Source organism: Lacicoccus alkaliphilus DSM 16010 (genome assembly GCF_900142805.1).
GTDB classification, from domain to species: domain Bacteria; phylum Bacillota; class Bacilli; order Staphylococcales; family Salinicoccaceae; genus Lacicoccus; species Lacicoccus alkaliphilus.
Genome location: NZ_FRCF01000012.1, coordinates 33,970 through 58,876, shown reverse-complemented (window position 1 = coordinate 58,876; position 24,907 = coordinate 33,970). Strand labels below are relative to the sequence as shown.

Annotated in this window: 22 protein-coding genes; 5 read left to right on the top strand and 17 right to left on the bottom strand. The window is 51.1% G+C overall.

Annotation, left to right across the window (positions count from 1 at the left end; genetic code table 11):
- The first annotated feature begins 4 nt into the window (after nucleotides 1–4).
- A complete protein-coding gene (locus BUA12_RS11110; RefSeq protein WP_072710688.1) occupies nucleotides 5–760 on the top strand; it encodes a hypothetical protein in 756 nt (251 codons plus the stop codon).
- Between the two features lie 123 nt (nucleotides 761–883).
- Here BUA12_RS11110 and fdhA read toward each other — a convergent pair whose 3' ends face one another.
- The 5 genes from fdhA to gatC all read right to left on the bottom strand — a co-directional run bounded on the left by fdhA (nucleotide 884) and on the right by gatC (nucleotide 6,095).
- Nucleotides 884–2,098, bottom strand: a complete 1,215-nt coding sequence (fdhA, locus tag BUA12_RS11105) for a formaldehyde dehydrogenase, glutathione-independent (RefSeq protein ID WP_072710687.1) — start codon at nucleotides 2,096–2,098, stop codon at nucleotides 884–886.
- A gap of 128 nt (nucleotides 2,099–2,226) precedes the next feature.
- Entirely contained in the window at nucleotides 2,227–2,832 is a 606-nt protein-coding gene (locus BUA12_RS11100) for a class I SAM-dependent methyltransferase (protein WP_072710686.1), read from the bottom strand.
- Nucleotides 2,833–2,887: 55 nt separating this feature from the next.
- On the bottom strand, nucleotides 2,888–4,318 hold the full coding sequence (gene gatB, locus BUA12_RS11095) for an Asp-tRNA(Asn)/Glu-tRNA(Gln) amidotransferase subunit GatB (RefSeq protein ID WP_072710685.1): 1,431 nt from the start codon (nucleotides 4,316–4,318) through the stop codon (nucleotides 2,888–2,890).
- Nucleotides 4,318–5,793 (bottom strand): Asp-tRNA(Asn)/Glu-tRNA(Gln) amidotransferase subunit GatA, encoded by a 1,476-nt coding sequence (gatA, locus tag BUA12_RS11090; RefSeq protein WP_072710684.1) that lies wholly within the window; start codon nucleotides 5,791–5,793, stop codon nucleotides 4,318–4,320. Before gatA ends, gatB begins: the two co-directional genes overlap by 1 nt.
- A gap of 11 nt (nucleotides 5,794–5,804) precedes the next feature.
- The gene (gene gatC / locus BUA12_RS11085; protein WP_072710683.1) at nucleotides 5,805–6,095 is read right to left on the bottom strand and encodes an Asp-tRNA(Asn)/Glu-tRNA(Gln) amidotransferase subunit GatC; all 291 of its coding nucleotides are present in this window, start codon (nucleotides 6,093–6,095) and stop codon (nucleotides 5,805–5,807) included.
- A gap of 293 nt (nucleotides 6,096–6,388) precedes the next feature.
- Between gatC and putP the strand changes: the two genes are divergently transcribed.
- Entirely contained in the window at nucleotides 6,389–7,948 is a 1,560-nt protein-coding gene (putP, locus tag BUA12_RS11080) for a sodium/proline symporter PutP (protein WP_072710682.1), read from the top strand.
- A 115-nt stretch (nucleotides 7,949–8,063) separates the two neighbouring features.
- On the opposite strand, the gene BUA12_RS11075 is transcribed toward putP, so the two are convergent.
- From BUA12_RS11075 to BUA12_RS11025, 11 genes are all read right to left on the bottom strand, one after another.
- Nucleotides 8,064–9,263 (bottom strand): CamS family sex pheromone protein, encoded by a 1,200-nt coding sequence (locus BUA12_RS11075; protein WP_072710681.1) that lies wholly within the window; start codon nucleotides 9,261–9,263, stop codon nucleotides 8,064–8,066.
- 2 nt (nucleotides 9,264–9,265) lie between these two features.
- Nucleotides 9,266–11,236: an NAD-dependent DNA ligase LigA gene (gene ligA / locus BUA12_RS11070; RefSeq protein ID WP_072710680.1), complete on the bottom strand. Its 1,971-nt coding sequence runs from the start codon at nucleotides 11,234–11,236 to the stop codon at nucleotides 9,266–9,268.
- 7 nt (nucleotides 11,237–11,243) lie between these two features.
- Nucleotides 11,244–13,406 (bottom strand): DNA helicase PcrA, encoded by a 2,163-nt coding sequence (gene pcrA, locus BUA12_RS11065; RefSeq protein WP_084670164.1) that lies wholly within the window; start codon nucleotides 13,404–13,406, stop codon nucleotides 11,244–11,246.
- 30 nt (nucleotides 13,407–13,436) lie between these two features.
- Nucleotides 13,437–14,105, bottom strand: a complete 669-nt coding sequence (gene pcrB, locus BUA12_RS11060) for a heptaprenylglyceryl phosphate synthase (RefSeq protein WP_072710678.1) — start codon at nucleotides 14,103–14,105, stop codon at nucleotides 13,437–13,439.
- Between the two features lie 127 nt (nucleotides 14,106–14,232).
- Nucleotides 14,233–14,919, bottom strand: coding sequence for a M15 family metallopeptidase (locus tag BUA12_RS11055; protein WP_178138265.1), 687 nt, complete (start codon nucleotides 14,917–14,919; stop codon nucleotides 14,233–14,235).
- A gap of 19 nt (nucleotides 14,920–14,938) precedes the next feature.
- Nucleotides 14,939–16,234 (bottom strand): adenylosuccinate lyase, encoded by a 1,296-nt coding sequence (gene purB / locus BUA12_RS11050; protein ID WP_072710676.1) that lies wholly within the window; start codon nucleotides 16,232–16,234, stop codon nucleotides 14,939–14,941.
- A 320-nt stretch (nucleotides 16,235–16,554) separates the two neighbouring features.
- Nucleotides 16,555–18,018, bottom strand: a complete 1,464-nt coding sequence (locus BUA12_RS11045) for a PQQ-dependent sugar dehydrogenase (RefSeq protein ID WP_245772812.1) — start codon at nucleotides 18,016–18,018, stop codon at nucleotides 16,555–16,557.
- Between the two features lie 247 nt (nucleotides 18,019–18,265).
- Nucleotides 18,266–18,457, bottom strand: a complete 192-nt coding sequence (locus tag BUA12_RS11040) for an NETI motif-containing protein (RefSeq protein ID WP_245772811.1) — start codon at nucleotides 18,455–18,457, stop codon at nucleotides 18,266–18,268.
- Nucleotides 18,411–19,073, bottom strand: coding sequence for a DUF2179 domain-containing protein (locus tag BUA12_RS11035; protein ID WP_072710674.1), 663 nt, complete (start codon nucleotides 19,071–19,073; stop codon nucleotides 18,411–18,413). The genes BUA12_RS11040 and BUA12_RS11035 overlap by 47 nt, the downstream gene beginning before the upstream one ends.
- Nucleotides 19,074–19,097: 24 nt before the next feature.
- On the bottom strand, nucleotides 19,098–19,925 hold the full coding sequence (gene nadE / locus BUA12_RS11030) for an NAD(+) synthase (RefSeq protein WP_072710673.1): 828 nt from the start codon (nucleotides 19,923–19,925) through the stop codon (nucleotides 19,098–19,100).
- A gap of 6 nt (nucleotides 19,926–19,931) precedes the next feature.
- Nucleotides 19,932–21,383, bottom strand: a complete 1,452-nt coding sequence (locus BUA12_RS11025; protein ID WP_072710672.1) for a nicotinate phosphoribosyltransferase — start codon at nucleotides 21,381–21,383, stop codon at nucleotides 19,932–19,934.
- A 103-nt stretch (nucleotides 21,384–21,486) separates the two neighbouring features.
- Here BUA12_RS11025 and BUA12_RS11020 point away from each other — a divergent pair, with 103 nt between their 5' ends.
- The 3 genes from BUA12_RS11020 to BUA12_RS11010 are packed head-to-tail and all read left to right on the top strand — an operon-like array spanning nucleotide 21,487 to nucleotide 24,206.
- Nucleotides 21,487–22,671 (top strand): MFS transporter, encoded by a 1,185-nt coding sequence (locus BUA12_RS11020; RefSeq protein WP_072710671.1) that lies wholly within the window; start codon nucleotides 21,487–21,489, stop codon nucleotides 22,669–22,671.
- Between the two features lie 4 nt (nucleotides 22,672–22,675).
- Nucleotides 22,676–23,227, top strand: coding sequence for a cysteine hydrolase family protein (locus BUA12_RS11015; protein ID WP_072710670.1), 552 nt, complete (start codon nucleotides 22,676–22,678; stop codon nucleotides 23,225–23,227).
- 58 nt (nucleotides 23,228–23,285) lie between these two features.
- A complete protein-coding gene (locus BUA12_RS11010; protein WP_072710669.1) occupies nucleotides 23,286–24,206 on the top strand; it encodes a manganese-dependent inorganic pyrophosphatase in 921 nt (306 codons plus the stop codon).
- A 282-nt stretch (nucleotides 24,207–24,488) separates the two neighbouring features.
- Here BUA12_RS11010 and BUA12_RS11005 read toward each other — a convergent pair whose 3' ends face one another.
- Entirely contained in the window at nucleotides 24,489–24,773 is a 285-nt protein-coding gene (locus BUA12_RS11005; RefSeq protein ID WP_072710668.1) for an alpha-amylase, read from the bottom strand.
- Nucleotides 24,774–24,907 lie beyond the last annotated feature (134 nt).

Genomic DNA, 24,907 nt, shown 5'->3' with positions numbered 1-24,907 from the left:
CCTCATGAAGAAAATATTATTGGTTGTTGCTTTAATTTTATTTACCGGCGGCCTGTATGTCAATTTTGCCATGCAGCCAAGTGTCGAACAGGCAGGTTCAATGGAAGAAACGGAAACTTCAGCTGAATTTTCGGCAAATGATGAAAAAGGACCGGACGAAACTTCCGGAGATGAGGAAGAAACTGCTAATGACGGGGCGGCGGAAAGCGCACCTGAAGCTGAAATTGCCTTCAATCAGGAAACCCTGGACGACATCCATGATGAAGCGGTGCAAAATAATGAAGTGATGATCATCGATGTCCTTCTCCCTGAATATTACAGCGATGCATTCATTGGAAAGATGGAGGAAACATTCGAGACCGGGACGATCCAGTTCAACAGGCTGGAAATTGATGGGAACACAACGGATTTAAGTGCACTGGAGATCAACGGAAACAGTGATGCGGTGATCATCGATGCACTGCAGATCCGTGATTACAACGACGGCGTGCTCCCGGCGCGTGACCGGGAGGCACTCGGTGTCGCCTACGTGAACATCTACAATACCGACAGAACAGTCTTTTTACTGGGTAATCCCGGTCTGGACGAAGACGGGGACGGCATCTTATCAGAGGTGCTTGGAGCGGACGAAACATATTTCACGGCAAATGATTATTACTACATCGACAATCAGGAGATTGAAGCTGAGGGAGCGATGACCCCGGAAGCTGAAGATGAAATCATCGAAAACATATACGACTACTTGATCAGTGCGTCATGATCGAATCATCCCCTCCGGCTTGGAGGGGCTTTTTTTGGGATTCAATCGTTCATCAGCCCTGTCTCCATCGAAAATGAAACCCCGTATCCTCCAGGATGCGGGGTTTACAAAACGATATGCTTTTTACTTCAATGAACCATGCGGATCGATGACGAATTTCTTCGCTGCGCCCTTGTCGAAATCCTGGTATCCATCCGGTGCTTCATCGAGGCTGATGACCGTCGCATTGACCGCTTTCGCAATATCTGCACGGCCGGACAGGATGGCCTTCATCAAGTCACGGTTGTATTTCATTGCAGGCGTCTGTCCTGTAACGAATGTATGTGCTTTGGCCCAGCCGAGGCCGAGACGCACTTTCAGGGTGCCCAGCTGTGCATCCTTATCGGATGCCCCCGGATCCTCAGTGACATAGAGGCCCGGGATGCCGAGCTTACCGCCGGCTGTCGTCACGTCCATGATGCTGTTGAGCACAGCCGCAGGCTGCTCCCCTGCATCGGCACCATGTCCTGATGCCTCAAAGCCGACGGCATCGACGGCACAATCCACTTCGTCCACTCCGAGCAGATCTTCGATCTGTTCACTCAACCGGTCATGCTTCGAGACGTTGACCGTCTCACATCCGAAGCTTTCCGCCTGCTTGAGGCGCTCATCCTGCAGGTCTCCGACGATGACGCGGGACGCCCCGAGAAGCTGCGCTGAATGTGCTGCAGCGAGACCGACCGGGCCGGCCCCGGCGATATATACCGTAGAACCGGTCTTGACGCCTGCCGAATAAGCGCCATGATAGCCCGTCGGGAAGATGTCCGAGAGCATCGTCAAGTCCAGCACCTTATCCATCGCCACATCCCTGTCCGGGAATACCAGCAATTGGAAGTCGGCATATGGCACCATCACATATTCGGACTGGCCGCCGACCCAGCCGCCCATATCCACATAGCCATAGGCCGCACCGGCACGTTCCGGGTTGGTGTTCAGGCAAATATGTGTTTTCTGTTCCTGACACATGACACAGCGGCCGCATGCGATGTTGAAAGGCACTGAGGCGATGTCGCCTTTTTTGACGAATTCCACATCCCTGCCCACTTCAATGACTTCCCCCAGGATCTCATGGCCGAGGACAAGTCCTTCAGGCGCCGTCGTCCTTCCTCTGACCATATGCTGGTCACTGCCGCAGATGTTCGTCGTAATGACCTTCAAAATGACACCATGCTCACATTTCCGTCCAACGTTCTCTTTCGGTACCCCGGGACCTTCCCTGAGTACGAGATCCGGATAATCGATATCCCTTATTTCAACGCTACCTGCTCCAGTATAAACTACACCACGGTTTCCAGCCATGTTGAACCTCCTAGAAAATAATTGTGCGGATAAGCTTAAGGGTCATGCATCAAAGCCGGTGTATACGCTTCCATCAATACTAAATCCATTCTAATCGATTTTAAATTTTCTGTCAACTTGATGTCCATCTATCTTTGCGGTGCTGCCTCCACCAGATAGACGGCCCCGAATACACGCCGCTCAAGATTCATGATTTCAAGGTCCGAATCACCGACGATTTTGGATATATCCCGCTTCTGATGACAGCCGATCGTCCTCATGGTCAGGGGATCGACTGCCTTTTGGATCACCTGCAGCACTTTGCTGCGGCCGAGTCCGTGTTCAAGCAGCAAAATCCTGCCGCCCGGCCTGCACCACCTGTTGAATCGGTTCAGCACTTCCCCCGGATGCTCATATGAACAGAAGCTGAGCGATGAGACGATGGTATCAAAAGAATTGTCCGCGAACGTCAGGGCCTCGACATCTTCGTTGATGAACTGCACCGGGAACGGGTGGTTCACCGCCTCTTTTTCAGCCGATTCCAGCATCTTTTTGCTGAAGTCCACTGCGGTCAGGTGGTCCACCCCCTTATAATGGGGGAAATTCAGGCCGGTCCCCACGGCAACTTCAAGCACTTCACCGTATGCCCCGCCGAACAAGGCGCTGCGGTGCTTATGGAACCTGTCATTGTTACGCATCCTTTCGTAAATGCCCACCTGCTTGTCGAATTTTTTGATATGCTTCTCGGTATCCATCCGATCCCTCCCAATAAAAAAGACAAACCCACCATGTGAGTTTGTCCCAAATATATTACCTCTTATTCATTTCTTCAACTAAAATCTGGTTGACCATTTTAGGGTTGGCCTGTCCTTTTGACTTCTTCATCACCTGGCCGACCAGGAAACCGACTGCGCGGTCTTTGCCGTTCTTGAAGTCTTCGATCGACTGCGGATTCGCGTCCAGAACTTCAGTGATCATTTCTGTCAGGACGGCAGGATCGGAGATCTGTTCCATACCGAGTGACTTGACCACGGACTTCGCTTCCCCGCCTTTTTCAACGAGGACATTGAACACCTTTTTGGCCTGCTTGCTTGAGATCGTGCCGTCTTCGATCAGTCCGATCATCTCTGTCAGATTTTGAGGGGTGAGCGCGATTTCATCAAGTTCCACCTGGTTTTTATTGAGGTATTCACTCACGCCGCCCATCAGCCAGTTTGAAGCAAGTTTGGCATCCGCACCGTGGGATTCCACCATTTCATTGAAGAAATCGGAAGTCTCCTTCCTCAATGTCAGCACCTCTGCATCATATTCAGGCAGCTTGTATTCTTCAACATACTTTTTCTTCAAGGCATCCGGCAATACAGGTATCGTCTGCCTGATGCGCTCTTTCCATTCATCATCGATATGGATGTCCACGAGGTCCGGCTCAGGGAAATAACGGTAGTCATCCGATCCTTCCTTGACGCGCATGAGGATCGTCTTACCCGTCTTTTCATCATAACGGCGCGTTTCCTGTTCTATCTCGCCGCCTTTCAGCAGCGTCTTCTCCTGACGGATTTCCTCATGCTCAAGGCCTTTCCGAACGAAGTTGAAGGAGTTCAGGTTCTTAAGCTCGGCCTTCGTGCCGAATGCTTCCTGGCCGTACGGACGGAGGGAAATATTCGCATCACATCTGAGTGACCCTTCCTCCATCTTCACATCGGACACACCTGTGTACTGGATGATCGCCTTCAGCTTCTCCAAATATTTATACGCTTCTTCCGGCGAGCGGATATCCGGCTCCGAGACGATTTCGACAAGCGGTGTCCCCTGCCTGTTCAGGTCCACAAGGGAATAGCCGTCTTTATGTGTGGATTTGCCTGCATCCTCTTCGAGGTGAAGGCGCGTGATGCCGATCCTTCTTGTTTCGCCATCCACTTCTATATCGATATGGCCATTTTCACCGATCGGTTTATCGAACTGTGAAATCTGGTACGCTGTCGGATTGTCCGGGTAGAAATAGTTTTTACGGTCGAATTTCGTCACGTCCGCAATATCCATGTTCAGGGCCATGGCCGCCTTCATCGCATAATTGACCGCTTCTTTGTTCGGTACAGGCAGTGTGCCCGGGTACCCGAGGTCGACGACGCTCAGGCTTGAGTTCGGTTCCTGTCCGAAGTGAGCCGGTGCATCTGAAAACATCTTACTGTCAGTTTTCAATTCGACGTGGACTTCAAGTCCGATCACTGTCTCAAAATGCATTATCTCAGCTCCTTTTGAATTTCTTTCAGTTCGTTGTGCAGGTTGAACTGCTCTTCGAATTTATACGCCGCATTATAAATCTCGGCCTCTGCGAAATGCCTGCCGGTGATCTGCATGCCGATCGGCCTGTTTTTGGAACTGACGCCGCACGGGATGGAGATGGCCGGCATACCTGTCAGGTTTGCAGGGATCGTCAGGATGTCATCTTTGTACATCTGCAATTTATCATCTATCTTTTCACCCAGGTCATATGCCGGAGTCGTCGTCGTCGGCCCGATGATCATGTCATAATCTTCAAGGATCCGTTCCATGTCCGCCTCTATGACGCTGCGCAGTTTCTGTGCACGGATATAATACTGGTCGTAATGGCCTGCACTGAGGACGAAAGTGCCAAGCAGTATGCGGCGTTTCACTTCCTCGCCGAAACCTTCGGCACGTGTTTTCTTATACAATTCCTCCAGTGTTTCTGCACCTTCCGCCCTGTGGCCGAAACGGATGCCGTCGAAGCGCGCCAGGTTCGAGCTCGCCTCACTTGACGCGATCAGGTAATATGCTGAAACGACATATTTGATGTCGGAAAACGATACGCGCTCAACCGTTGCACCCAAATCTTCAAAAACCTTGACGGCATTTTTGACGGCTTCCGCAACTTCCTCATCGATGCCTTCTTCGACATACTCATCAGGCAGGGCGATCTTCTTGCCGGTGAGGTCCGCGTCGATGCTCTTTAAGAAATCTTCTTCGACGTCCGGCATGCTGGTCGCATCCTTATTATGTGTACCTGAAATCAGGTTCAGTATTTTTGCATTGTCACGGACGTTCCTCGTAAGCGGTCCGATCTGATCCAGACTGGATGCGAATGCCACCAGGCCATACCTTGATACACGGCCGTATGTAGGCTTCATGCCGACCACGCCGCAGAATGATGCGGGCTGTCTGACCGATCCCCCCGTGTCGGATCCGAGGGAAAACGGTACAAGTCCTGCGGCCACGGCAGCTGCAGACCCGCCTGATGATCCGCCCGGTACTGCATCCGTGTCCCACGGATTGCGCACATTCTTGAAGTAGGAGTTCTCATTGGACCCTCCCATCGCAAATTCGTCCATGTTGTTTTTGCCCATGAGGACCGGTGATTCGGCATTCAGCTTCTCCATCACCGTCGCATCGTATATCGGGTGGAAATCCTCGAGCATCCTGCTTGCGCAGGTGGTGAGCACACCTTTGGTGATGATGTTGTCTTTGATTCCCATCGGGATTCCGAACAGCTCACCGTCCATCTGATCCTGTGCCTGCAAGTCGTCCAGCCTCGCAGCTTCCTTCATTGCGTCTTCCTTGTTCACAAATAAGAAAGAGCCCAGTGTTTCGTCGATTTTATCGATATCTTCGAATAAAGCACCGACGACTTCCGAAGGCTTCAATTCTTTTTGCTGAATTTTGTCGTAGAGTTCTTCTACTGTCAGTTCATATATATTCACGGTCTGCCTCCTTACAGCATTTTAGGTACTTTGAATTGTCCATCTTCTGTGGATTTTGAATTGCTCAGAGCTTCGTCCTGGGTGAGCGGCGTTTTCGCTTCGTCCTCACGCATCACGTTAGTCAGATCCAGCGCATGGAACATCGGTTCAGTATCGGATAACTGAACGTCTTCCAATTGTTTGGCGTAATTGAGGATTTCATCCAGTTCCTCAGTGAATTCCTGCGTCTTTTTTTCATCCTGAAGATCGATCCTTGCAAGGTTTGCAACGTGCCTTACGACGTCGCTGGTAATTTCAGACATAGTAACCCTCCCATTTTTTTAACAACATTTAGATTTTATCAAATATCAGGGTAAAAATCTAATCAATCTCACTATAAGGTGAAGTCGCCTCTGCATTTTCGGATTATTCGTTTAATTCCAAAAAAATAGATTGTTTATCGTAGTCAAATATTGTAAACTTATTTGTGTATCTTTACATGCTGCAAAGCCCCCATCTTATTAGGGTTTGGCACAATTTATCACGATTACGAAATAAAATCATATGTTGCAATGGGAAAACGGGTTATGTATCGTAATCAACAGGAGGCGAGAAAATGATTCTAAATTCAATGAATGGTTTCAGTTTCACTGCAGGATGGGTCGAAATAGTCATGATATTTCTCTATTTTGTATTGCTGATCGGTATAGGTGTTTATGCCTATAAGCAGTCCACATCCAATATGGATGAATACACATTGGGCGGCAGAAGTCTTGGTCCCTGGGTGACCGCGTTATCCGCCGGGGCATCGGACATGTCCGGCTGGATGCTGATGGGTCTGCCCGGAGATATGTATAGTGTTGGTTTATCCAGTGCATGGATCGGTATCGGCTTGACGATCGGTGCCTATGTCAACTACTGGGTGGTTGCACCAAGACTACGTGTATACTCTGAAGTTGCCAGCAACTCGATCACCATCCCTGACTTCCTGGAGAACCGCTTCAAGGATAACAATCATATTCTTAAAATCGTTGCGGGTCTTGTCATAGTCATTTTCTTTGCGGTCTACACCGCAAGTGGCATGGTATCAGGCGGTAAGCTTGCAGAGAATGCATTCAACATCCCATACCACTGGGGACTGATCATCACTGCGGGCATCGTCGTGGTCTACACTTTCCTTGGCGGTTATCTGGCCGTAAGCCTGACCGACCTTGTGCAGGGTGTCATCATGATCATTGCCATAGTGCTCATTCCCATCGTCACTTGGTTTTATTTGACCGGGAACGATGTCGAGCCGTTTGTCACGATAGACCAGCTCGGTGCAGTCGCTGATGTCGATTACTTATCACTGGTGACCGGGGTATCCATCGTCACCATACTGAGTAACCTCGCATGGGGGCTCGGTTACTTTGGACAGCCGCACATCATCGTGCGTTTCATGTCCATCAGGACTCATAAGCTGCTGCCGGCGGCACGGCGCATCGGTATCACATGGATGATCATCGGCCTGGTCGGTGTATCACTTACAGGTCTGCTCGGTCTTGCTTTCATCGAACAGACGCAGCATGCCATCGAAGATCCTGAAACAATTCTGATCTTGATGAGTCAGGTGCTCTTCCATCCGGTCATCGGCGGATTCTTCCTGGCAGCGATACTCGCAGCGATCATGAGTACAATCTCATCACAGCTGCTTGTCACATCAAGTTCACTTGTCCAGGACTTTTACAGGCTCGTCAGAAAGAAAGTCATCAACAAAGAAACGAAAACGGATAAACAGCTGGATGATATGTATGTTCTTGCCAGCCGACTTGCGGTCATTCTCGTGTCCCTCGTTGCAATCATCATTGCATGGGACGACGAATCCGTCATTCTGGATATCGTTGCGAATGCATGGGCAGGCTTCGGTGCCGCTTTCGGTCCGGTCATGATCCTCGCCTTGCATTGGAGAGGCATGAACAGGAACGGTGCAGTCGCAGCTATAATCACTGGTGCAGCAACCGTCATCATCTGGATTATGGCAGATGGATTTGGAACGGGATTATATGAAATCATCCCGGGCTTCATCCTGGCACTGATTGCAGGTATTGTCGTGAGTAAGATGGCAACACCTACAGATGAGAAAGAAGCTGCAATGAAAGCTGAATTCGATGAAACGGAACGCGTTCTTAAAAATTGAGATTGATTTTTTAAAAGGGTCGGGACTGAGGTCCCGGCCCTTTTTCGCATTATTGAAGCCGGGGGAAATAAAACGCCCGCCGGACACAACCGGCGGGCGTTTCAAATGAACATCATCATTCATAAATATGTGTACTGATTTCGTCGTTCTCATCTTTGGTGATGAGTGCATATGTCTCGCTCTTGTCCGCGATGGATACTTCGACGGCCGATCCGGCGAAATGGTCTCCGAGCAGCCCATGGACGTATTGGGAGAGCCCGATGATTTCACCGTAGCTGGTGTACTGGACCGGGATCTCTATCGTGAGTGTCTCAAGCGAGTCGTCTATGAACCTGCCGTGACCGATGGACGTCGTAAAATTATCGAAATAAGCGGAAAGGTTACGGTTGAAGACTTCGTAATCGCTGTTGATCTGTTCATTGAACTCAGCCCCCTCGGAAGAAGGGAAGAGCACGTAGTCCTCGTTGATGTCGTTGAAGGATGAGAGTGTATCATCCCCGCCTTCCGCAACGGCGTATGACACGAAATTCCCCGGGGTTATGGCGGTGTCGCCGGACTGGATGAATATCGCAAAAGCGATCGTCTGATCACTGTAACGTTCATTCGCCCTCAGCCGCTCGAGTATTTCATCCGCCATCCTCTGGCCCTGTTCACGGACTTCGCTTTCATCCAGGCTTCGGGAATAAGTCGTGCCGTATTGTTCGGTCTGGTAGAAATATGTGCTGTTCATCGCAAGTCCGATCGTGATGCCGTCAAGTGTCAGTTCACCTTCCTCATCCGCAAGCAGATAGTTCTGTTCCAATATATGCGACAGGTACAGCGGTGCTTCCTCCGCAATCACTTCCGGATCTTCTTCCCCGCCAGTCGACGGATTGAGCCCGAGGTTGCTGAAGGCATTGCTGTCGGCAAGCTCCTCCTCGGACATCTCCTCTATTTCTTCCCGTGTGTACTGGCGGCCCAAAAAGCCCCTGACCATCTCTTCTGTGAATATCTGGCCTTCACGGAAGATGTACTCATCGACCGGGAATACATTTTTGCTGATATCGAACAAGCCTTTTTCAAATGCTTCTATATTATAGCTCGAGACCATATTCGTGCTCGTAAGGCCTCTCGACGGGGAGATTTCATACGGAATGACGGTCTGATAGTAACCTGCCGTGCTGCTGCTCTGAGTGAGTGTCTCTTCCCGTTCGGCGGCCGGCGTGGTGGTCACATTGTCATCTTCCGCCGGCCCCTCTTCCGCTTCCGGCCCGGGTGCTGCGTTACAGGCGGCGAGCATGACGGCCATGAGTATCATCATTGCTTTAATTTTCATCATTATTGCTCCATCTTTTCAATAAATTCATTCTCATCCCATATTGTAACATCCAGCGCCCGTGCTTTTTCGAGTTTGCTTCCGGCATCAACACCGGCGACGACCACATCCGTGTTTTTTGAGACGCTGCCGGTCACTTTCCCGCCGGCTTTTTCAACCATTCCCTTGGCTTCATTGCGTGTCAGCTGACTGAGCTTTCCTGTCAGCACGAACGTCATGCCTTCAAACGCCGTACTCTGCGGCACGGTGACTGCTTCGGTGAGATTCAATCCGTATGCCTTCAACTTCCCGATCAATTCCTGGAAATCCTGGTTATGTGTATAGGTCACGATCGATTTGGCGATTTTTTCGCCGATTTCGGGAATCTGGATGAAATCCTCTTCCTCCTTTGAAATGATCGTATCAATATCTTTAAATTCTTCTGCAATCAGACGTGATGCTTTGGCGCCGAGGAAACGGATGCCGAGACCGAACAGCAACTTGCTCAAATCGTTGTCCTTGGATGCTTCAATCGCATTCAGCAGATTGGTCGCCTTCTTGTCCCCCATACGCTCAAGTTCGATCAGATCGTCGTATTTCAAGTTATACAGGTCGCTGACATCCTTGATCAGACCGGCCTCATACAGCTGGGCGACGACTTTTTCCCCAAGGCCGTCGATGTTCATGGCCCCTCTTGAGACGAAGTGTATGATGCCTTCGACGAGCTGCGCCGGACACGCCAGATTGATGCAGCGGATGGCGACTTCCTCTTCGAGTTTGACGGTTTCATGCCCGCAGCCTGGGCAGTTGGTCGGTGCTTTGTAGACTTCCTGGTCCGTCCGTTCCTCCATGATGACGCGGACGACTTCAGGGATGATGTCCCCCGCTTTCCTGATGACCACTTTGTCATTGATCCGGATATCACGTTCCTCTATCAGTTCATGGTTGTGGAGGGACGCCCTCGCCACGGTCGTGCCTGCGACTTTGACCGGCGTCAGTATCGCCGTCGGGGTGATGGCCCCGGTGCGGCCCACCGTGAGCTCAATGTCCTCGATTTCCGTCACGACTTCTTCGGCCGGGAATTTATATGCGATGGCCCAGCGCGGGGACTTGACCGTATAGCCGAGCTGTTCCTGCGTCTCCAGGTCATTCACCTTGATGACGATGCCGTCGATGTCATAGTCGAGATCCGCCCGGTGATTCGTCCAGTATTCGACATATTCGATGACTTCTTCGATGCTGCGGGCGAGCCGGCGCTCTTTATTCGTCTTGAAGCCGAGATCATCGAGTATGTCGAGCGCCTCACTTTGGGTCGATGCATCAATCTGGGCGAGGTCGTTCACGCTGTAGAGGAAGATCGACAGGTGCCGCTGTGCTGCAAGCTTCGGGTCGAGCTGCCTGAGGGAGCCGGCTGCAGCGTTCCTCGGGTTCTGGAACAGCGCCTCCCCCCGCTCCTCCCGCGCTGCGTTCAGGCGTTGGAAGGAATGCTTCGGCATATACGCTTCACCGCGTGCTTCAAATGACATCGGGACCCCGAGCGTCAGCGGCACGGCCTTGATCGTGCGCAGGTTCGAAGTGATGTCTTCCCCGATTGTCCCGTCGCCGCGCGTCGCACCCTGGACGAACACGCCGTCCACGTACTTCAGCGATACGGCGAGACCGTCGATCTTCAGCTCGCATACATACTCGACTTCGCCGACATTGTCGCGTACGCGCTTGTCGAATGCACGCAGTTCCTCTTCATTGAAGCCGTTGCCGAGGCTCAGCATCGGCGTATCATGAGCCACCTTTTCGAAGCGGTCCAAAACGGCGCCGCCGACCCGCACTGTGGGTGAAGTCCCCGTCCTGAATTCAGGGTGTTCTTCTTCCAATTCGATCAATTCATGAAGCAACCTGTCATATTCACTGTCAGGAATCGTCGGTGCATCCAGTACATGATATTCATAATTGTAGCGGTTCAGCCGCTCCTGCAATGATTTTATCTTCTCTTCCATGAATCATCTACTCCTTTTTTTCAAGCGGTGCGAAATTCGCGAGCAGGCGTTTCGGCCCTTCTTTTGTGAAAATGATGTCGAGCTCCTTGGAGTCACCCTCACCCTTGATGTTGGAAATGATGCCGTCGCCGAACTTCTTATGGGCGACCTTATCGCCGACTTTGAACGTCACGCCGCTGTTGTCCGTGAGCACCGTCGGTGTCCTGCGGTGGGCGCGTCCGGCCTTTTGGAACGGGCTCTTGGATTTCGCCGAATCGATTTCAACGACTTCCCCGTCGATCAGTCCGGCCGGGATTTCATTTAAGAACCGGCTCTGCACATTGCTCTCCCTCTTGCCGTAGATCATGCGCGAGTCCGCCCGGGAGAGGATCAGCTGGTCTTCGGCACGTGTCAGTGCAACATACATCAGACGCCTCTCCTCCTCCAGCTCATCGTCATCATACATCACCCGCTGTGACGGGAAGATGCCTTCTTCAAGGCCGACGACGAAGACCACTTTGAACTCGAGGCCCTTCGAGGCATGCATCGTCATCAGCGTCACACCGCTGTCGGCCTCCACACCGTCCTGATCGGAGACGAGTGCCATGTCACTCAGGAAGTCGAATAAAAGTTCATCGGAAATCTCGTTTTCATTATCGAACTCACGCGTCACCGTCTTGAACTCTTCAAGGTTCTCGATGCGGCTCCTCGATTCGAGCGTGTCCTCTTTTTCAAGTGCATCGATATATCCCGTATCCTCCAGCACTTCATCGACCAGTTCGGTGATCATCATGTACTTGGATTTCTCTTTCAGATTCTGCAGCATCTCATCCAGTTTGATCAGCGTCACCACCGCACTTTTCGGGATGCCGACGAAGTCCGCCTGCATGACCGCTTCGTACATGCTGATGCCGTTGCTGCTGCCGTAGGCGAGCAGCTTTTCGACCGTCTTCTGGCCGATGCCGCGCTTCGGTGTATTGATGATGCGTTCGAAACTGATGTCGTCATGCGGGTTCTGGATGACTTTAAGGTAGCTCATGAGATCTTTGATCTCCATTCGGCTGTAAAACTTCATGCCGCCGATCATCTTGTAGGGCACACTGCCTTTGACGAAAGCATCCTCGATTGCACGGGACTGCGAGTTGGCCCGGTAGAGCACCGCCATGTCGCTGTAGGAATACTCACGCGAGAGCGCCATGACGTGACGCAGCACCTCCTGGCCTTCCGCACGTTCCGAGTCTGCAAGGATCGTCTTGATCTTCTTGCCGCCCTTCCGTTCCGTGCGCAGCGCTTTCGGTTTCCTTGAAGTGTTGTTGCCGATGACGGCATTCGCTGCATCGAGGATCGTTTCAGTCGACCGGTAGTTCTGCTCGAGCAGTATGACTTTCGCATCCTGGTAATCATCTTCAAAGTTCAATATGTTTTCTATATTTGCGCCGCGGAATTTGTAGATCGACTGGTCCGAATCACCGACCACGCAGATGTTGCGGTATTTCCCGGCAAGCAGGTTCACGAGTTCATACTGGGCGTGGTTCGTATCCTGGTATTCATCCACGTGGATGTACTGGAAACGGTTCTGGTAATAATTCAGTACATCCGCTTCTTTTTTGAAGAGTTCGATCGTCAGCATGATCAGATCGTCGAAATCAAGCGAACTGTTGCGGTAAAGTATCTCCTGGTAATCCTTATAGATTTCACTGTACAGCCCTTCAAAGTGGCCGTCGGCTTCGGAAATCGCCGTCGTGGCATCGATCAGCTGGTTCTTCTGATCCGATATGTAGGACAAGATCTTCCTCGGATGGTGCTGTTTCACATCCAGGTTCCTGTTCTTCAAAATGCCTTTGACGACCGAGTTCTGGTCCGTCGGATCAAGGATGGAAAAACTGTTTTCATAGCCCAGGTAGTTGATGTTGCGCCTCAAGATTCTGACGCACATCGAGTGGAACGTCGAAATCCATATCCGCTCCGCATCTTCCGGGTCCGGAATCAGCTTATGGACCCTTTCCTTCATTTCACGTGCAGCCTTGTTCGTGAAGGTGATCGCCAATACGTTGTACGGCGGCACGCCCTTTTCGGCAAGCAGATAGGCGATGCGGTGGGTGAGGACGCGGGTCTTCCCGCTCCCCGCCCCTGCCATGATCAGAAGCGGCCCTTCCGTATGCCTGATCGCCTGTCTTTGTTCTTTATTCATCAAGGATAAATCCATTTTAAAAACCCCAATTTAATTAATGATAGTACGCAACGCTTTTTTCACATCATCATGTATGATATTGCCGACGACGATGGTGTCCGCAAACTGCGCCATCTCCTCGGCCTGTGCTTTTGAAGATATGCCACCGCCGTAGATGACATGCGTATTTTCAGCATGCGCCTTCACGGTCTCCATCACTGCCGGATCACCGTACATACCGCTGTATTCGATATAAAGATACTCAGTCTTATACAGCTTGTCGATCATATCGACGTAGTGCGGCAGCATCTCCATCGTCACCGGCTCCGCCTCCGACTTTTTGAATGCTTTGCAGTCCTCGTTCATGATCAGATAGGGCAGCAGCGACATCTCATCGTAATCGATCAGATGGCTGTACTCCTTCAGGGCATCCAGCATCAGACCGTGCTGCCATCTGATATCCGTCGTATTGAAGACGCTCGGGATGAAGTAATGGTCGAACCCGGGGATGACCGAATCCTTATCCGTCACTTCAAGGGCCACCGGCTTGGAAAAGCGCCGCACCCTGGCCAGGGCATTCAGGACGTTATCTTCGGTGATGCCGTCGGTGCCGCCGACGAGGATCAGGTCCGTGCCGGATTCTGCTATTTTCTCCAGGTCTTCATCCGTCATTTCTTTGGCGGGGTCCAGCTTGAATATATGTCTTGCATCCTTCAACATTTTAAAACCCCCAATAATTTCATAAAAATATTATATCATCTTAACGCATATCTTTTTATCAATTATGTATGAAATCGCCGATTGCCATAAAAACGTCATGATAAGCGATACTTATCATGACGTTGGTTTAATCTATGCCGAGATATTCTTCCAGCACCAGGTCTTCTTCGTACATCTCCGTTGCCGGCTCGACGCCGACATACCTGAGATGCCACGGTTCGTAACTCAGGCCGGTGATGTCTTCCTTCCCTTCCTGATAGCGGATGACGAAGCCATATTCATGCGCCACATCCTTCATCCACGCATATGCTTCGGTCTCACCGAATGAAACGGCAGCCGACGATGCACTCTCCACAGTCCCGATATCGACGGCAAGCCCGGACTGGTGTTCCGAGTGGCCGGGCGGAAGTGTATACTGCTCCGCCTCTTCCGGGCCGAGACGGTCGACGAAGTCCTCATGGACAGCTTCCTGATCCTGGTATGAACGGAAGCCGCTGACGATGACGAGGCTGAACCCTTCAGCCGCAGCATCCTCCATCAATTGCCCGGTGGCATCGATGACTTCCGGCTCGAGGCCGGGGTTGTAGTCCGGCGGGAGATCATACTCCCGGTTGACGATCAGGATGTCATTGATATATGTGACGCCGTCCACCTCCCTGAAGACCGGGACGGCGAAGCTGCCTACATCATATTCTTCGACCGTCTTTTCAAATGTGCCGGCAGGCTGGTCCGAAGGTTCCGCTGCAGCCTCGGTGCAGCCTGTCAGGACGACGCCCAGCACCATGATTAAAAACAAACGGGGGGTTGGTTTCACATTTACACCTCTTTTTATTTTACTCGAGGCCTGCACGTCTGAAGATGACATCGACCCGCTGCAGGTGATGGTTTTCATCGAATAAACCATCGATCTCATCACGGCTCAGCACATCCGTAATACGCCCGTCTGCTGAAATCAGTTCCTTGAACGGCTGCCGCGTTTCCCATGATTCCATCGCTTTCGGCTGGACGAGGTCATATGCTTCCTCGCGGGCGAGCCCCTTATCGATCAATGTCAGCATGACACGCTGGGAGTAAACGAGCCCGAACGTCTTATCGATGTTCGTTTTCATGTTATCTTCGAACACCGTGAGGTTTTTGACGAGGTTCGTGAACCTGTTCAGGATGTAATCGAGCGCGATCGTCACATCCGGCAGCATGACACGTTCGGCCGATGAATGGGAGATGTCCCGTTCATGCCAGAGCGGCACGTTTTCGTAAGCCGTGGAGACGTACCCGCGGATGACGCGCGCAAGCCCCGTGACGTTCTCACTGCCGACCGGGTTCCTCTTATGCGGCATGGCACTGGAACCTTTTTGTCCTTTGCCGAAAGCTTCCTCGACTTCCCGCGTTTCGGTCTTCTGCAGGCCGCGGATCTCGACTGCGAACTTTTCGATTGATGTCGCGATCAGTGCAAGCACGCTGATGTAATGGGCATGGCGATCACGCTGCAGCGTCTGGGTCGAAACTTCCGCAAAACCGAGGCCGAGGTGTCCGCATACATACTCTTCCACTTCCGGCGGGATGTTGGCGAATGTGCCGACGGCACCGCTCATCTTGCCCACTTCGATTTCTTCGCGTACCGCCTTGAAACGCTTCAGGTTGCGTTTCATTTCCATATACCAGAGTGCGAGCTTGATGCCGAATGTCGTCGGTTCCGCATGCACACCGTGCGTACGCCCCATCATCAGCGTCGTCTTATGCTCTTTCGCACGCTCACCGAGCACTTCGATGAAACGTTCCAGGTCCCGCTCGATGATTTCGTTCGCCTGTTTGATCATGTAGCTCTGCGCCGTATCCACAACATCCGTCGAAGTCAGCCCGTAATGCACCCACTTCTTCTCTTCACCGAGCGTTTCCGACACCTGTCTCGTGAATGCGACGACATCATGGCGTGTCTCCGCTTCTATTTCAAGTATGCGCTCCACATCGATCTTTGCATTCGGTCTGATGTTCTTCACTTCATCTTTCGGGATGGTGCCAAGCTCCGCCCATGCCTCAGCCGCGAGTATCTCGACTTCCAACCAGGCTTTGTACTTGTTCTCATCCGTCCAGATGGCACCCATTTCATCTCTCGTATAACGTGAAATCATAACTGCTCGCTCCTTTAATCATTATCTCTGTCATTATAACAGATAATGAATATCTTCCGCATGCCCGCGTGAAAAATTACGGAGGGACCTTCCGTATGTTCACCTGCCGCAGTTTTCAGCGACAAGAGCCCCGGATGTCAATTTTGACGACACATTGAATATATTTTAAGTATTCTTTTGCATGCCCACCTTTAATTTTTCAATCTGCCCAGGCATCAAAAAAGAAGCAGGCATTCACGAATGCCTGCTTCTTTAATATTGTCGCACCCCTCATCTCAATGGCCTTGACATAAGCATGGGTGCTTTTAGAGGGTAGCGAATTATTCGTCGTCTTCTTCTGTGCCTTCACCTTCTGCAGTGATCTGATAAATCAGACCGCCATCAGTGGCTGCAATCAGCGCGCCATCCTCGGTGACAAGAATATCACGGAAGCGTTCTCCTTCTTCGGTCAATAGACGTTCTTCCCCGACGATGGTGTCATCTTCAATGACGACACGTACAATATAGTTCGGCGCCAGCCCACCGATGAACAAGTCGTTCTCCCATTCAGGAATGGCATCGTTATCATAGAATGACATACCACTTGGTGCACTTGTCGGATCCCAATAATATCTTGGTTCCACAAAGCCCTGTTCCTCATGTTCTGAAATACCCTCATTGACCAATTCACCAGTGTACTCGATACCATAGGAAACAGTCGGCCATCCATAGTTATTGCCCGGCTCGATGATATTCAGTTCATCCCCGGCCTGGGGACCGAATTCAACAATCCATAAGTCCCCGGTTCCAGGGTGGAAGTCCACACCTTGAATATTACGGTGACCGTAGCTGTAGATACCGTCCAGTGCATCTTCATCTTCGATGAATGGATTTGAATCCACCGGTTCTCCATCTTGTGTAATGTGGATGACTTTACCCAGGTAAGCATCCAAGTCCTGTGCACGTTCGCGGATCGGGTCATCCGAACGCTCACCGGTTGTCAGGAACAGGTTGTCCTCTTCATCAAAGATGATACGTCCACCATAGTGCAATGTACCATCATATGCCGGTGTCGCCTGGAAGATCACTTCAAAATCTTCAAGTGAAGCTTCATCTTCTGATAAAGCACCCTTACCGACAGAAGTGACAGTACCACCCTCAATATCTTCAGAAAACGTCAGGAATACCAACCTTGATTCGTCAAAGTCAGGTGCAATGGTCACATCAAGCAGACCACCCTGATCTTCGTTGTTCACTTCCGGGGTGCCTTCGATTGGATCTGAAACTGAGCCATCTTCAAGGTCCACAATAAGGAGCTCTGCTGAATCCCTTTGCGTGACAAGTATGCGGTCTGTGTCAAACTCTTCCATACCCCAGGACACACCAAGACCTTCAACAACAACTTCCACATCCAATTCTGCTTCAGTCTCCACTTCAGGTGCCCTTGTCTGTTCCGGGAATGCCGGTTCAAAGTCGGTCACTCTTGGTTCAGATTCTGCCGATTCAGATTCTTCATCTGCATCTGTACTTTCCTCAGCGCCCTCGTCATCACTCTCTTCCGTTGCATCTTCCGATTCCTCGGTCGATTCCTCTTCCGTTGCATCTTCCGATTCCTCGGTCGATTCCTCGGTTGATTCCTCTTCCGTTGCATCTTCCGATTCATCGGTTGATTCCTCTTCCGTTGCAGTATCCGACTCCTCAGGTGATTCTTCTTCTGCAGTATCACCATCGCCGCATGCTGCCAAAGCCAATACAAAAATCAGCATCATAAAGAACATCCACCTTGACCACGAAACTTTACTCATTGTTTCCCCTCCTTACTGAATTATGAATCCTTTGAGGATAATTTTATCACAATTATCTAAAAATTCAATAATATTTTTACTTATTACATTATAAATGTTATTTATCCCTTTATGTGTCATGCGTCATTTATAATATCACTTTGCACTGATTTAAGTGTACACTTTCGGTGTTTTCAGAGCCAAGTGAACTGTGAGCACCCCCGATCAAAATAAAAAGCCGGGACGTCATGTCCCGACTCTCCTGAAATCATTCCATCTTCCTGCCTTCGAATTGTATCTCCTGATGACTGACGACGGGTTTGCCGCCCTCTTCCTTGAAGACCGGCACTTCGTGCCGTCTGACGGGCGTGTAGCCCTCACCCCTCATACGCTCGAGGCAGTCCTTTACTGTTTCATTCTTTTCGACTTTGAACTTCTTCTTTTTCATTGGTTTCGTCATTTGCTTCAGCAGCTTCCTCTTCATAGATTTCTTCCAATATCTCTTCGACATGTTCAGGTTCGTAGTTCGCAACTTTACGGCTGCTCACCTTCTTCGTCCAGAATCCGCCGTGGATCGTCTTCGGCTCGTAGGCGATGATGAACGCCCGTTCATCCAGCTCCTTGATCGTCTCGATCAGCTTGCGCTGGTAACGTCTCGGCGTCAGGATCTGCATCGTCGTACGTGCGCCGTCGCGACCGTACTGTGTGCCGTGTGTGACACCGTAACCGAGCGTCCTCAAATGGTCCGGCAGATCTTTATCATTCTGGCTGCTCGTGACGTTGACCACCATATAACCGAGTGCCAGTTTCTCCTCGATGTACAGGCCTGTCAGTATGCCGACCCCGAAACCGAGCGCATAAGCGATGACATTGACCGGCTGATCCAGGTTGTCAAGCACGAGGCCGAGGCCGATGACATAAACGAACGTTTCCAAAATACTTACAAACGCCGCTAAGTATCGGTAGCCCTTCGTGAGGGCCACCGTGCGCAAAGTCAGAAAACTGACATAAAATATATTGATGACGAAAATTACAATCACCATCAGAAGTGCACTTTCGGAAATCATCTCAAGCATCTTACATTTTCCTTCCGGTCTGAGTTAGTCTGTGGGTTTGTGGTAGCGGTTATAAGGGAGGACACGTTTGTGTTCCGTCTTCTCATACCAGGTGATGATCGTCTCGTAATCCTCATCGCTGACTTCCCGGCCTTCCAGAAAATCATCGATGGCATCATACGTGACACCGAGCGCTTCCTCGTCACTGAGCATCGGACGGTCGCTCTCGAGGTCCGCTGTCGGCACCTTTTCATAAAGATGGCGGGGTGCGCCCAGATACTTCAAAATAGCCTTGCCCTGACGTTTGTTCAGACCGACGAGCGGTGCAAGGTCACATGCCCCGTCGCCATGCTTCGTGTAGAATCCCGTGATCGCTTCGGCCCCGTGGTCCGTACCGAGTACGAGCCCGTCCATCGTCGCAGCGACCGCATACTGCGCCTTCATCCTTTCACGCGCTTTTTCATTGCCCTTGACGAAATCGTTGATTTCATAGCCTGCTTCGTGCAGTGCATCGATGCTCGCATCGACGGAGGCTTTGATGTTGATTTTCCTGACGGATGTCGGATTGATGAATTCCACCGCGTCCAGCGCATCCTGTGCATCCTGCTGTTCGCCATAAGGCAGGTTCAATGCGTGGAATGCATAATTGCCCGTGCCTTGTTCCTCGTTCAGCTCATCCACTGCCATCTGTGCGAGTTTTCCGAGCAGGGAGGAGTCCTGTCCGCCCGATATGCCGAGCACCAGGGACTTCAGGAAAAGGTGGTCTTTTAAGTATCCTTTCATGAAATCGATGATTTCCCTTGCTTCCTCCTCAGGTGAGATTTCATTTTTAACATGTAAGTTTTTGATGATTTCTTCCTGACGTGGTCTCATATATGATCACTCCAATTTTTTATTGCTTGCATCCTCGATCAGCTCCTGCTTGATGTCCCACAGCTCCCGGGACAGGTCCACAGGGTACTCTTCGGGGTTCAGGAATCGCTTATACTCTTCCCATAAAGTGCCAAGATTATAATCGAGGCGCTCCCTTATCTCTTCCACCGAATTGGATTTGTAAACCAGTTCACCATCGACGAAAACCTCTTTCAGCAGCTCCACCGCTTCGAACGAATGCACCAGTTTGCGTTTGAGCGTATGGATCGGATGGAACATGAGCAGCGGTGCACCGGTGTCCACTTCTTCTTCGTAATGGGTGATGTACTCCCCCTCACTCATGCCGGTATGACTGTTGATGATGCGGTAGACGTTCTTCTTCGCCGGAGTCGTCACCTTCTCGACATTGCCGGAAATCTTGATGCGGCTGTCAAGTTCCCCATCCTCATCTTCAACCGCAACCAGTTTGTAGACGGCACCGAGTGCCGGCTGGTCGTAAGCCGTGATCAGCTTCGTGCCGATGCCCCAGCTGTCGACTTTCGCCCCCTGCGACTGCAGCGACAGTATCGTGAGTTCATCGAGGTCATTGGAGACGATGATCTTCGTATCATGGAAACCTGCCTCGTCCAGCATTTCCCGCGATTTTTTGGACAGGTAGGCGATGTCGCCGGAATCCAGGCGGATGCCGATGAAGTTGATCTCATCCCCCATCTCACGCGCGACTTTGATTGCATTCGGCACACCCGAACGGAGGGTGTCGAACGTATCGACCAGGAAGACACAGTTTTTATGTGTCGTTGCATATGCCTTGAATGCTTCGTAGTCGTCACCGTATGCCTGCACCATTGCGTGGGCATGGGTGCCGCTCGGCGGCAGGCCGAAGAGCTTCGCGGCCCTGACATTGCTTGTGCCGTCGAAGCCGCCGATGACAGCCGCCCTCGCCCCCCATATCGCCGCATCGAATTCATGGGCGCGCCTCGAACCGAACTCCATCAGCGTGTCATCCGGTACAATCTGACGGATGCGGCTCGCTTTGGTCGCAATGAGCGTCTGGTAGTTGACGATGTTCAAAAGCGCCGTCTCGATGAGCTGGGCTTGCGCGAGCGGCGCTTCCACCTGCAGGAGCGGCATGTTGTTGAAGACGACCTGTCCTTCTTCCACCGAGCGGATGGTGCCCGTAAATCTGAGGGCTTTCAAATAACTTAAAAACGCTTCATCATAGTCGAGCGACCTCAGGTATTCTATGTCCGAATCGCTGAATCTTAAATTTGAAATGTAGTCGATGACCCTCTCAAGTCCTGCAAATACGGCGTAACCATTTTCAAATGGCATTTTCCTGAAATAAAGGTCGAAAATGGCTGTGCGCTCATGTACGCCTTCATTATAATAGACTTCAGTCATATTGATCTGGTACAAATCCGTATGGAGCATGAAACTGTCATCTTCATATTGATACATATCTTCCGTCCTTCCTGTATGTCCGTTCAATCGGTTATAATTCAGTTACAATCATTTTACCACAGGTCCGGCGGATTATAACATTCAAACATCGGAGGCTTTTATGGACACGAACGGCTTTAAACGCAAATTCATCATACTTTCCATCATCGTCTGCATCTCGGGGTTTTCACAGGGGCTGCTGCTCCCGCTGATCTCCTTCATATTCGAAGACCGCGGCATCTCTCCGGCGTTGAGCGGACTGCACGCTTCCGGCCTCTACATCGGCGTATTCGTATCCGCCTTATTCATCGAGGCGCCGCTCAGGAAATACGGCTACATGCCCATGATCATCATCGGCGGCGCCACCGTCGGGGTCGCCCTGTTTTTATTCCCGGCGTTTGAAGCCATCTGGTTCTGGTTCGTCCTCAGGCTGATCGTCGGGGTCGCGGATAATATGCTCCATTTCAGCACGCAGACATGGCTGATCCAATCGACACCGCCCCGTCAGATGGGGAAGATCATCGCATTTTACGGGCTCTTCTTCTCATTCGGCTTCATGATCGGGCCGAAAGTGAGTGAACTTGTCGTCATCAATGAAGCCCTGCCGTTCATCGTCTCAGGCGTACTCACGATGATCGCCTGGCCGCTGATTTTCCTGCTTCCGGATGCGCCGGGTGCAAAACCTGTCGATTCCGGGGCGCCGAGCAGTTTCTTCAACACTTTAAAGAACTTCAGGGCCGTCATCATCACAAGCTGGGCGTGTTTTCTCGCGCCGATGCTCTTCGGGATTTTTGAAGGGTCGTTGAATACGAACTTCCCGGTCTTCGCCCTCCGGAACGACTTTGAAATCTCCCAGGTGACGTGGATACTGCCGATGTTCTCCTTCGGTGCGATACTCCTGCAGGTCCCGATCGGCATCCTCGGGGACAAAGTCGGCCGGGCGCGCCTGATCAGCGCGCTGCTCCTCCTCGGCGCCGGCGCGTTTTTCCTGATGGAAGTCTACACGGATTCATTCTGGCTGCTGATGGTTTTATTTGCGCTCGCCGGGGTTTTCGTCGGTTCCATGTATTCGCTCGGCATCAGCTATATGGCGGATATGACACCGGCATATAACCTCCCTGCCGGAAACCTGATTGCGGGCATGGCCTTCTCCATCGGCAGCATAATCGGACCCGTGATCGGCGGGGCGATCATCACTGAAACCGGGGGTGAAGTGTATTTCATGTTCTTCGTGGTTGCGATTCTCATCGTCTTCATGTTGAATATAGTATATATGGCGATTAAAAGAAATGATGTAAAGGAATGATTAAATGAACAAAGCTTTACTGGTGATCGATTACTCTTATGATTTTGTGGCACCCGACGGAAAACTCACAGCCGGGGAACCCGCGATGGCCATTGAGGGGAATATTGCAGGTAAGATTGACGAAGCTGTACAGGATGATGCGTTTGTATTCTTCATGATGGACCAGCATTTCGAGGGTGACACGCACCATCCTGAATACAAGCTCTTCCCGCCCCACAACATCGACGGCACGCCGGGACGCGAACTGTACGGGGAAGTCTCGGCCAAATACGAGGAAATCAAGTCGCAGGAAAATGTGTTCTTCCTCGATAAGACACGCTACAGCGCGTTTTGCGGTACAAGGCTCCACCAGCTGCTGCAGGAACGCAGGGTCGATACGGTCGTCCTCACAGGCGTCGTGACGGACATATGCATCATGCATACCGCGATGGACGCCTACAATCTCGGCTATGATATCATCGTGCCGGAATCATGTGTCGCCTCATTCAATCCGGAAGCGCACGAAGTGGCACTCGCGCATTTCAAAAATACGCTCGGTGCCGTCGTCGACCCGTAGCAAGCACGCACATCAAATGTTAAAATGAATATATCTCAGATTGAAAAGGAGTTTCAAAATGGCTGTTAAAATTTTTGGACATCAGAATCCTGATACAGATACGATCACCTCTGCGATAGTACTCGCGGATATTGAAACCAAATTGGGCAATGACGTCGTTGCGGCGCGCCTCGGCGAACTCAACGGAGAGACGCAGTATGCGCTCGATCACTTCGGCGTTGAAGCACCCGGACTGATCGCGGGTGTCGGCGAAGGTGACGAGGTCATACTCGTGGATCACAATGAGTTCCAGCAGTCCGCTGAAAACATCGGTCAGGCGAACATCCTGAAAGTTGTGGACCACCACCGCATCGCGAACTTCCAGACGGAAGGCCCGCTCTACTACAGAGCCGAGCCCGTCGGATGTACAGCGACGATCCTTCATAAGATCTACAAGGAAAAAGACCTTGAAATCAGCCGTGAAATGGCCGGGTTGATGCTGTCGGCAATCATTTCCGATACACTTCTATTCAAATCGCCGACCACGACGGATGAGGATGTTGAAGCTGCCCGTGCACTTCAGGAAACCGCCGGTGTCGACCCGGACGAATACGGCGTTGAAATGCTGAAAGCGGGCGCTTCGACGAAGGATAAATCCGCCGAGGCACTTTTGACGGGCGATGCAAAGACATTCGAAATGGGTCCGAAGACGACACGCATCGCCCAAGTCAATGTCATCGATGTCGATGAAGTGCTCGAGCGCAAAACGGAACTCACCGAAGCGATCCAGAAAGAAATCGACGCAGAAGGTTACGACCTGTTCGTGCTCGTCATCACGAACATCCTGGAATCCAATTCGTCAGTGATCGCCCTCGGCACCGATGCAGGTGTCGTTGAACAGGCTTTCGACGTTTCCCTCGATGAAGATACGGCCTTCCTGGAAGGCGTCGTCTCCCGTAAAAAACAAGTGGTGCCGAATATCACAAAAGCGCTTGGATAAATAAAGGCCTTCGGATGCTGAAGACCGGCCGGAACTGCCGCAATGGCGGTTTCCGGCCGGTCTTCATTTTTGATGTTTCATGGTGGTGGCCGGTGTTGCGCGTGCGAGGTTCACAATCTTGCCATATTCCGGCCTGCCCTCACCCTCTGAAGACACAGAAAAGGAACCGTCTCCGGTTCCTTTTCTGCATTGGAAGGCTATTTCCAAATAATAGTTGAAAGAATGAAATAATGGTATGTGCATAGTGTATCATCAATTGTCAGAAAAAACAATATATTTTTATTAATCAAATATTTTGCTTAAGATGCTCGTTCTTCCTGTCTGCAGCCTCTCCTCGGAGCACTCCCCCAAAATTTCATATTCATAGTTTTCCATGGCATTGCTGTAGGATACTTCATCTATGTAATTCGTGAGGCCCGCCTCTTCAAAGCAGACCGGGTGCACCACCACGCCGAGGGTATGGTCGACGATCACCCTTTCGGTATCGCTCGTCTCCGGTGCAAGCGGCAGTGTAAGCACCAGGATCACTGCTGCGAATAATATGAGTATTACGATCAATTTCTTCATCATGTCACCTTTTTTCTCATTGTTGAATTCATTTTAACACGATTCTACACTCGGTGAATAAATTCCGCCCTTGCTTAACAGAACATATGTTCTTATAATGTGGGTAATGAAAGAATATAGGAAAGAGGGGGATT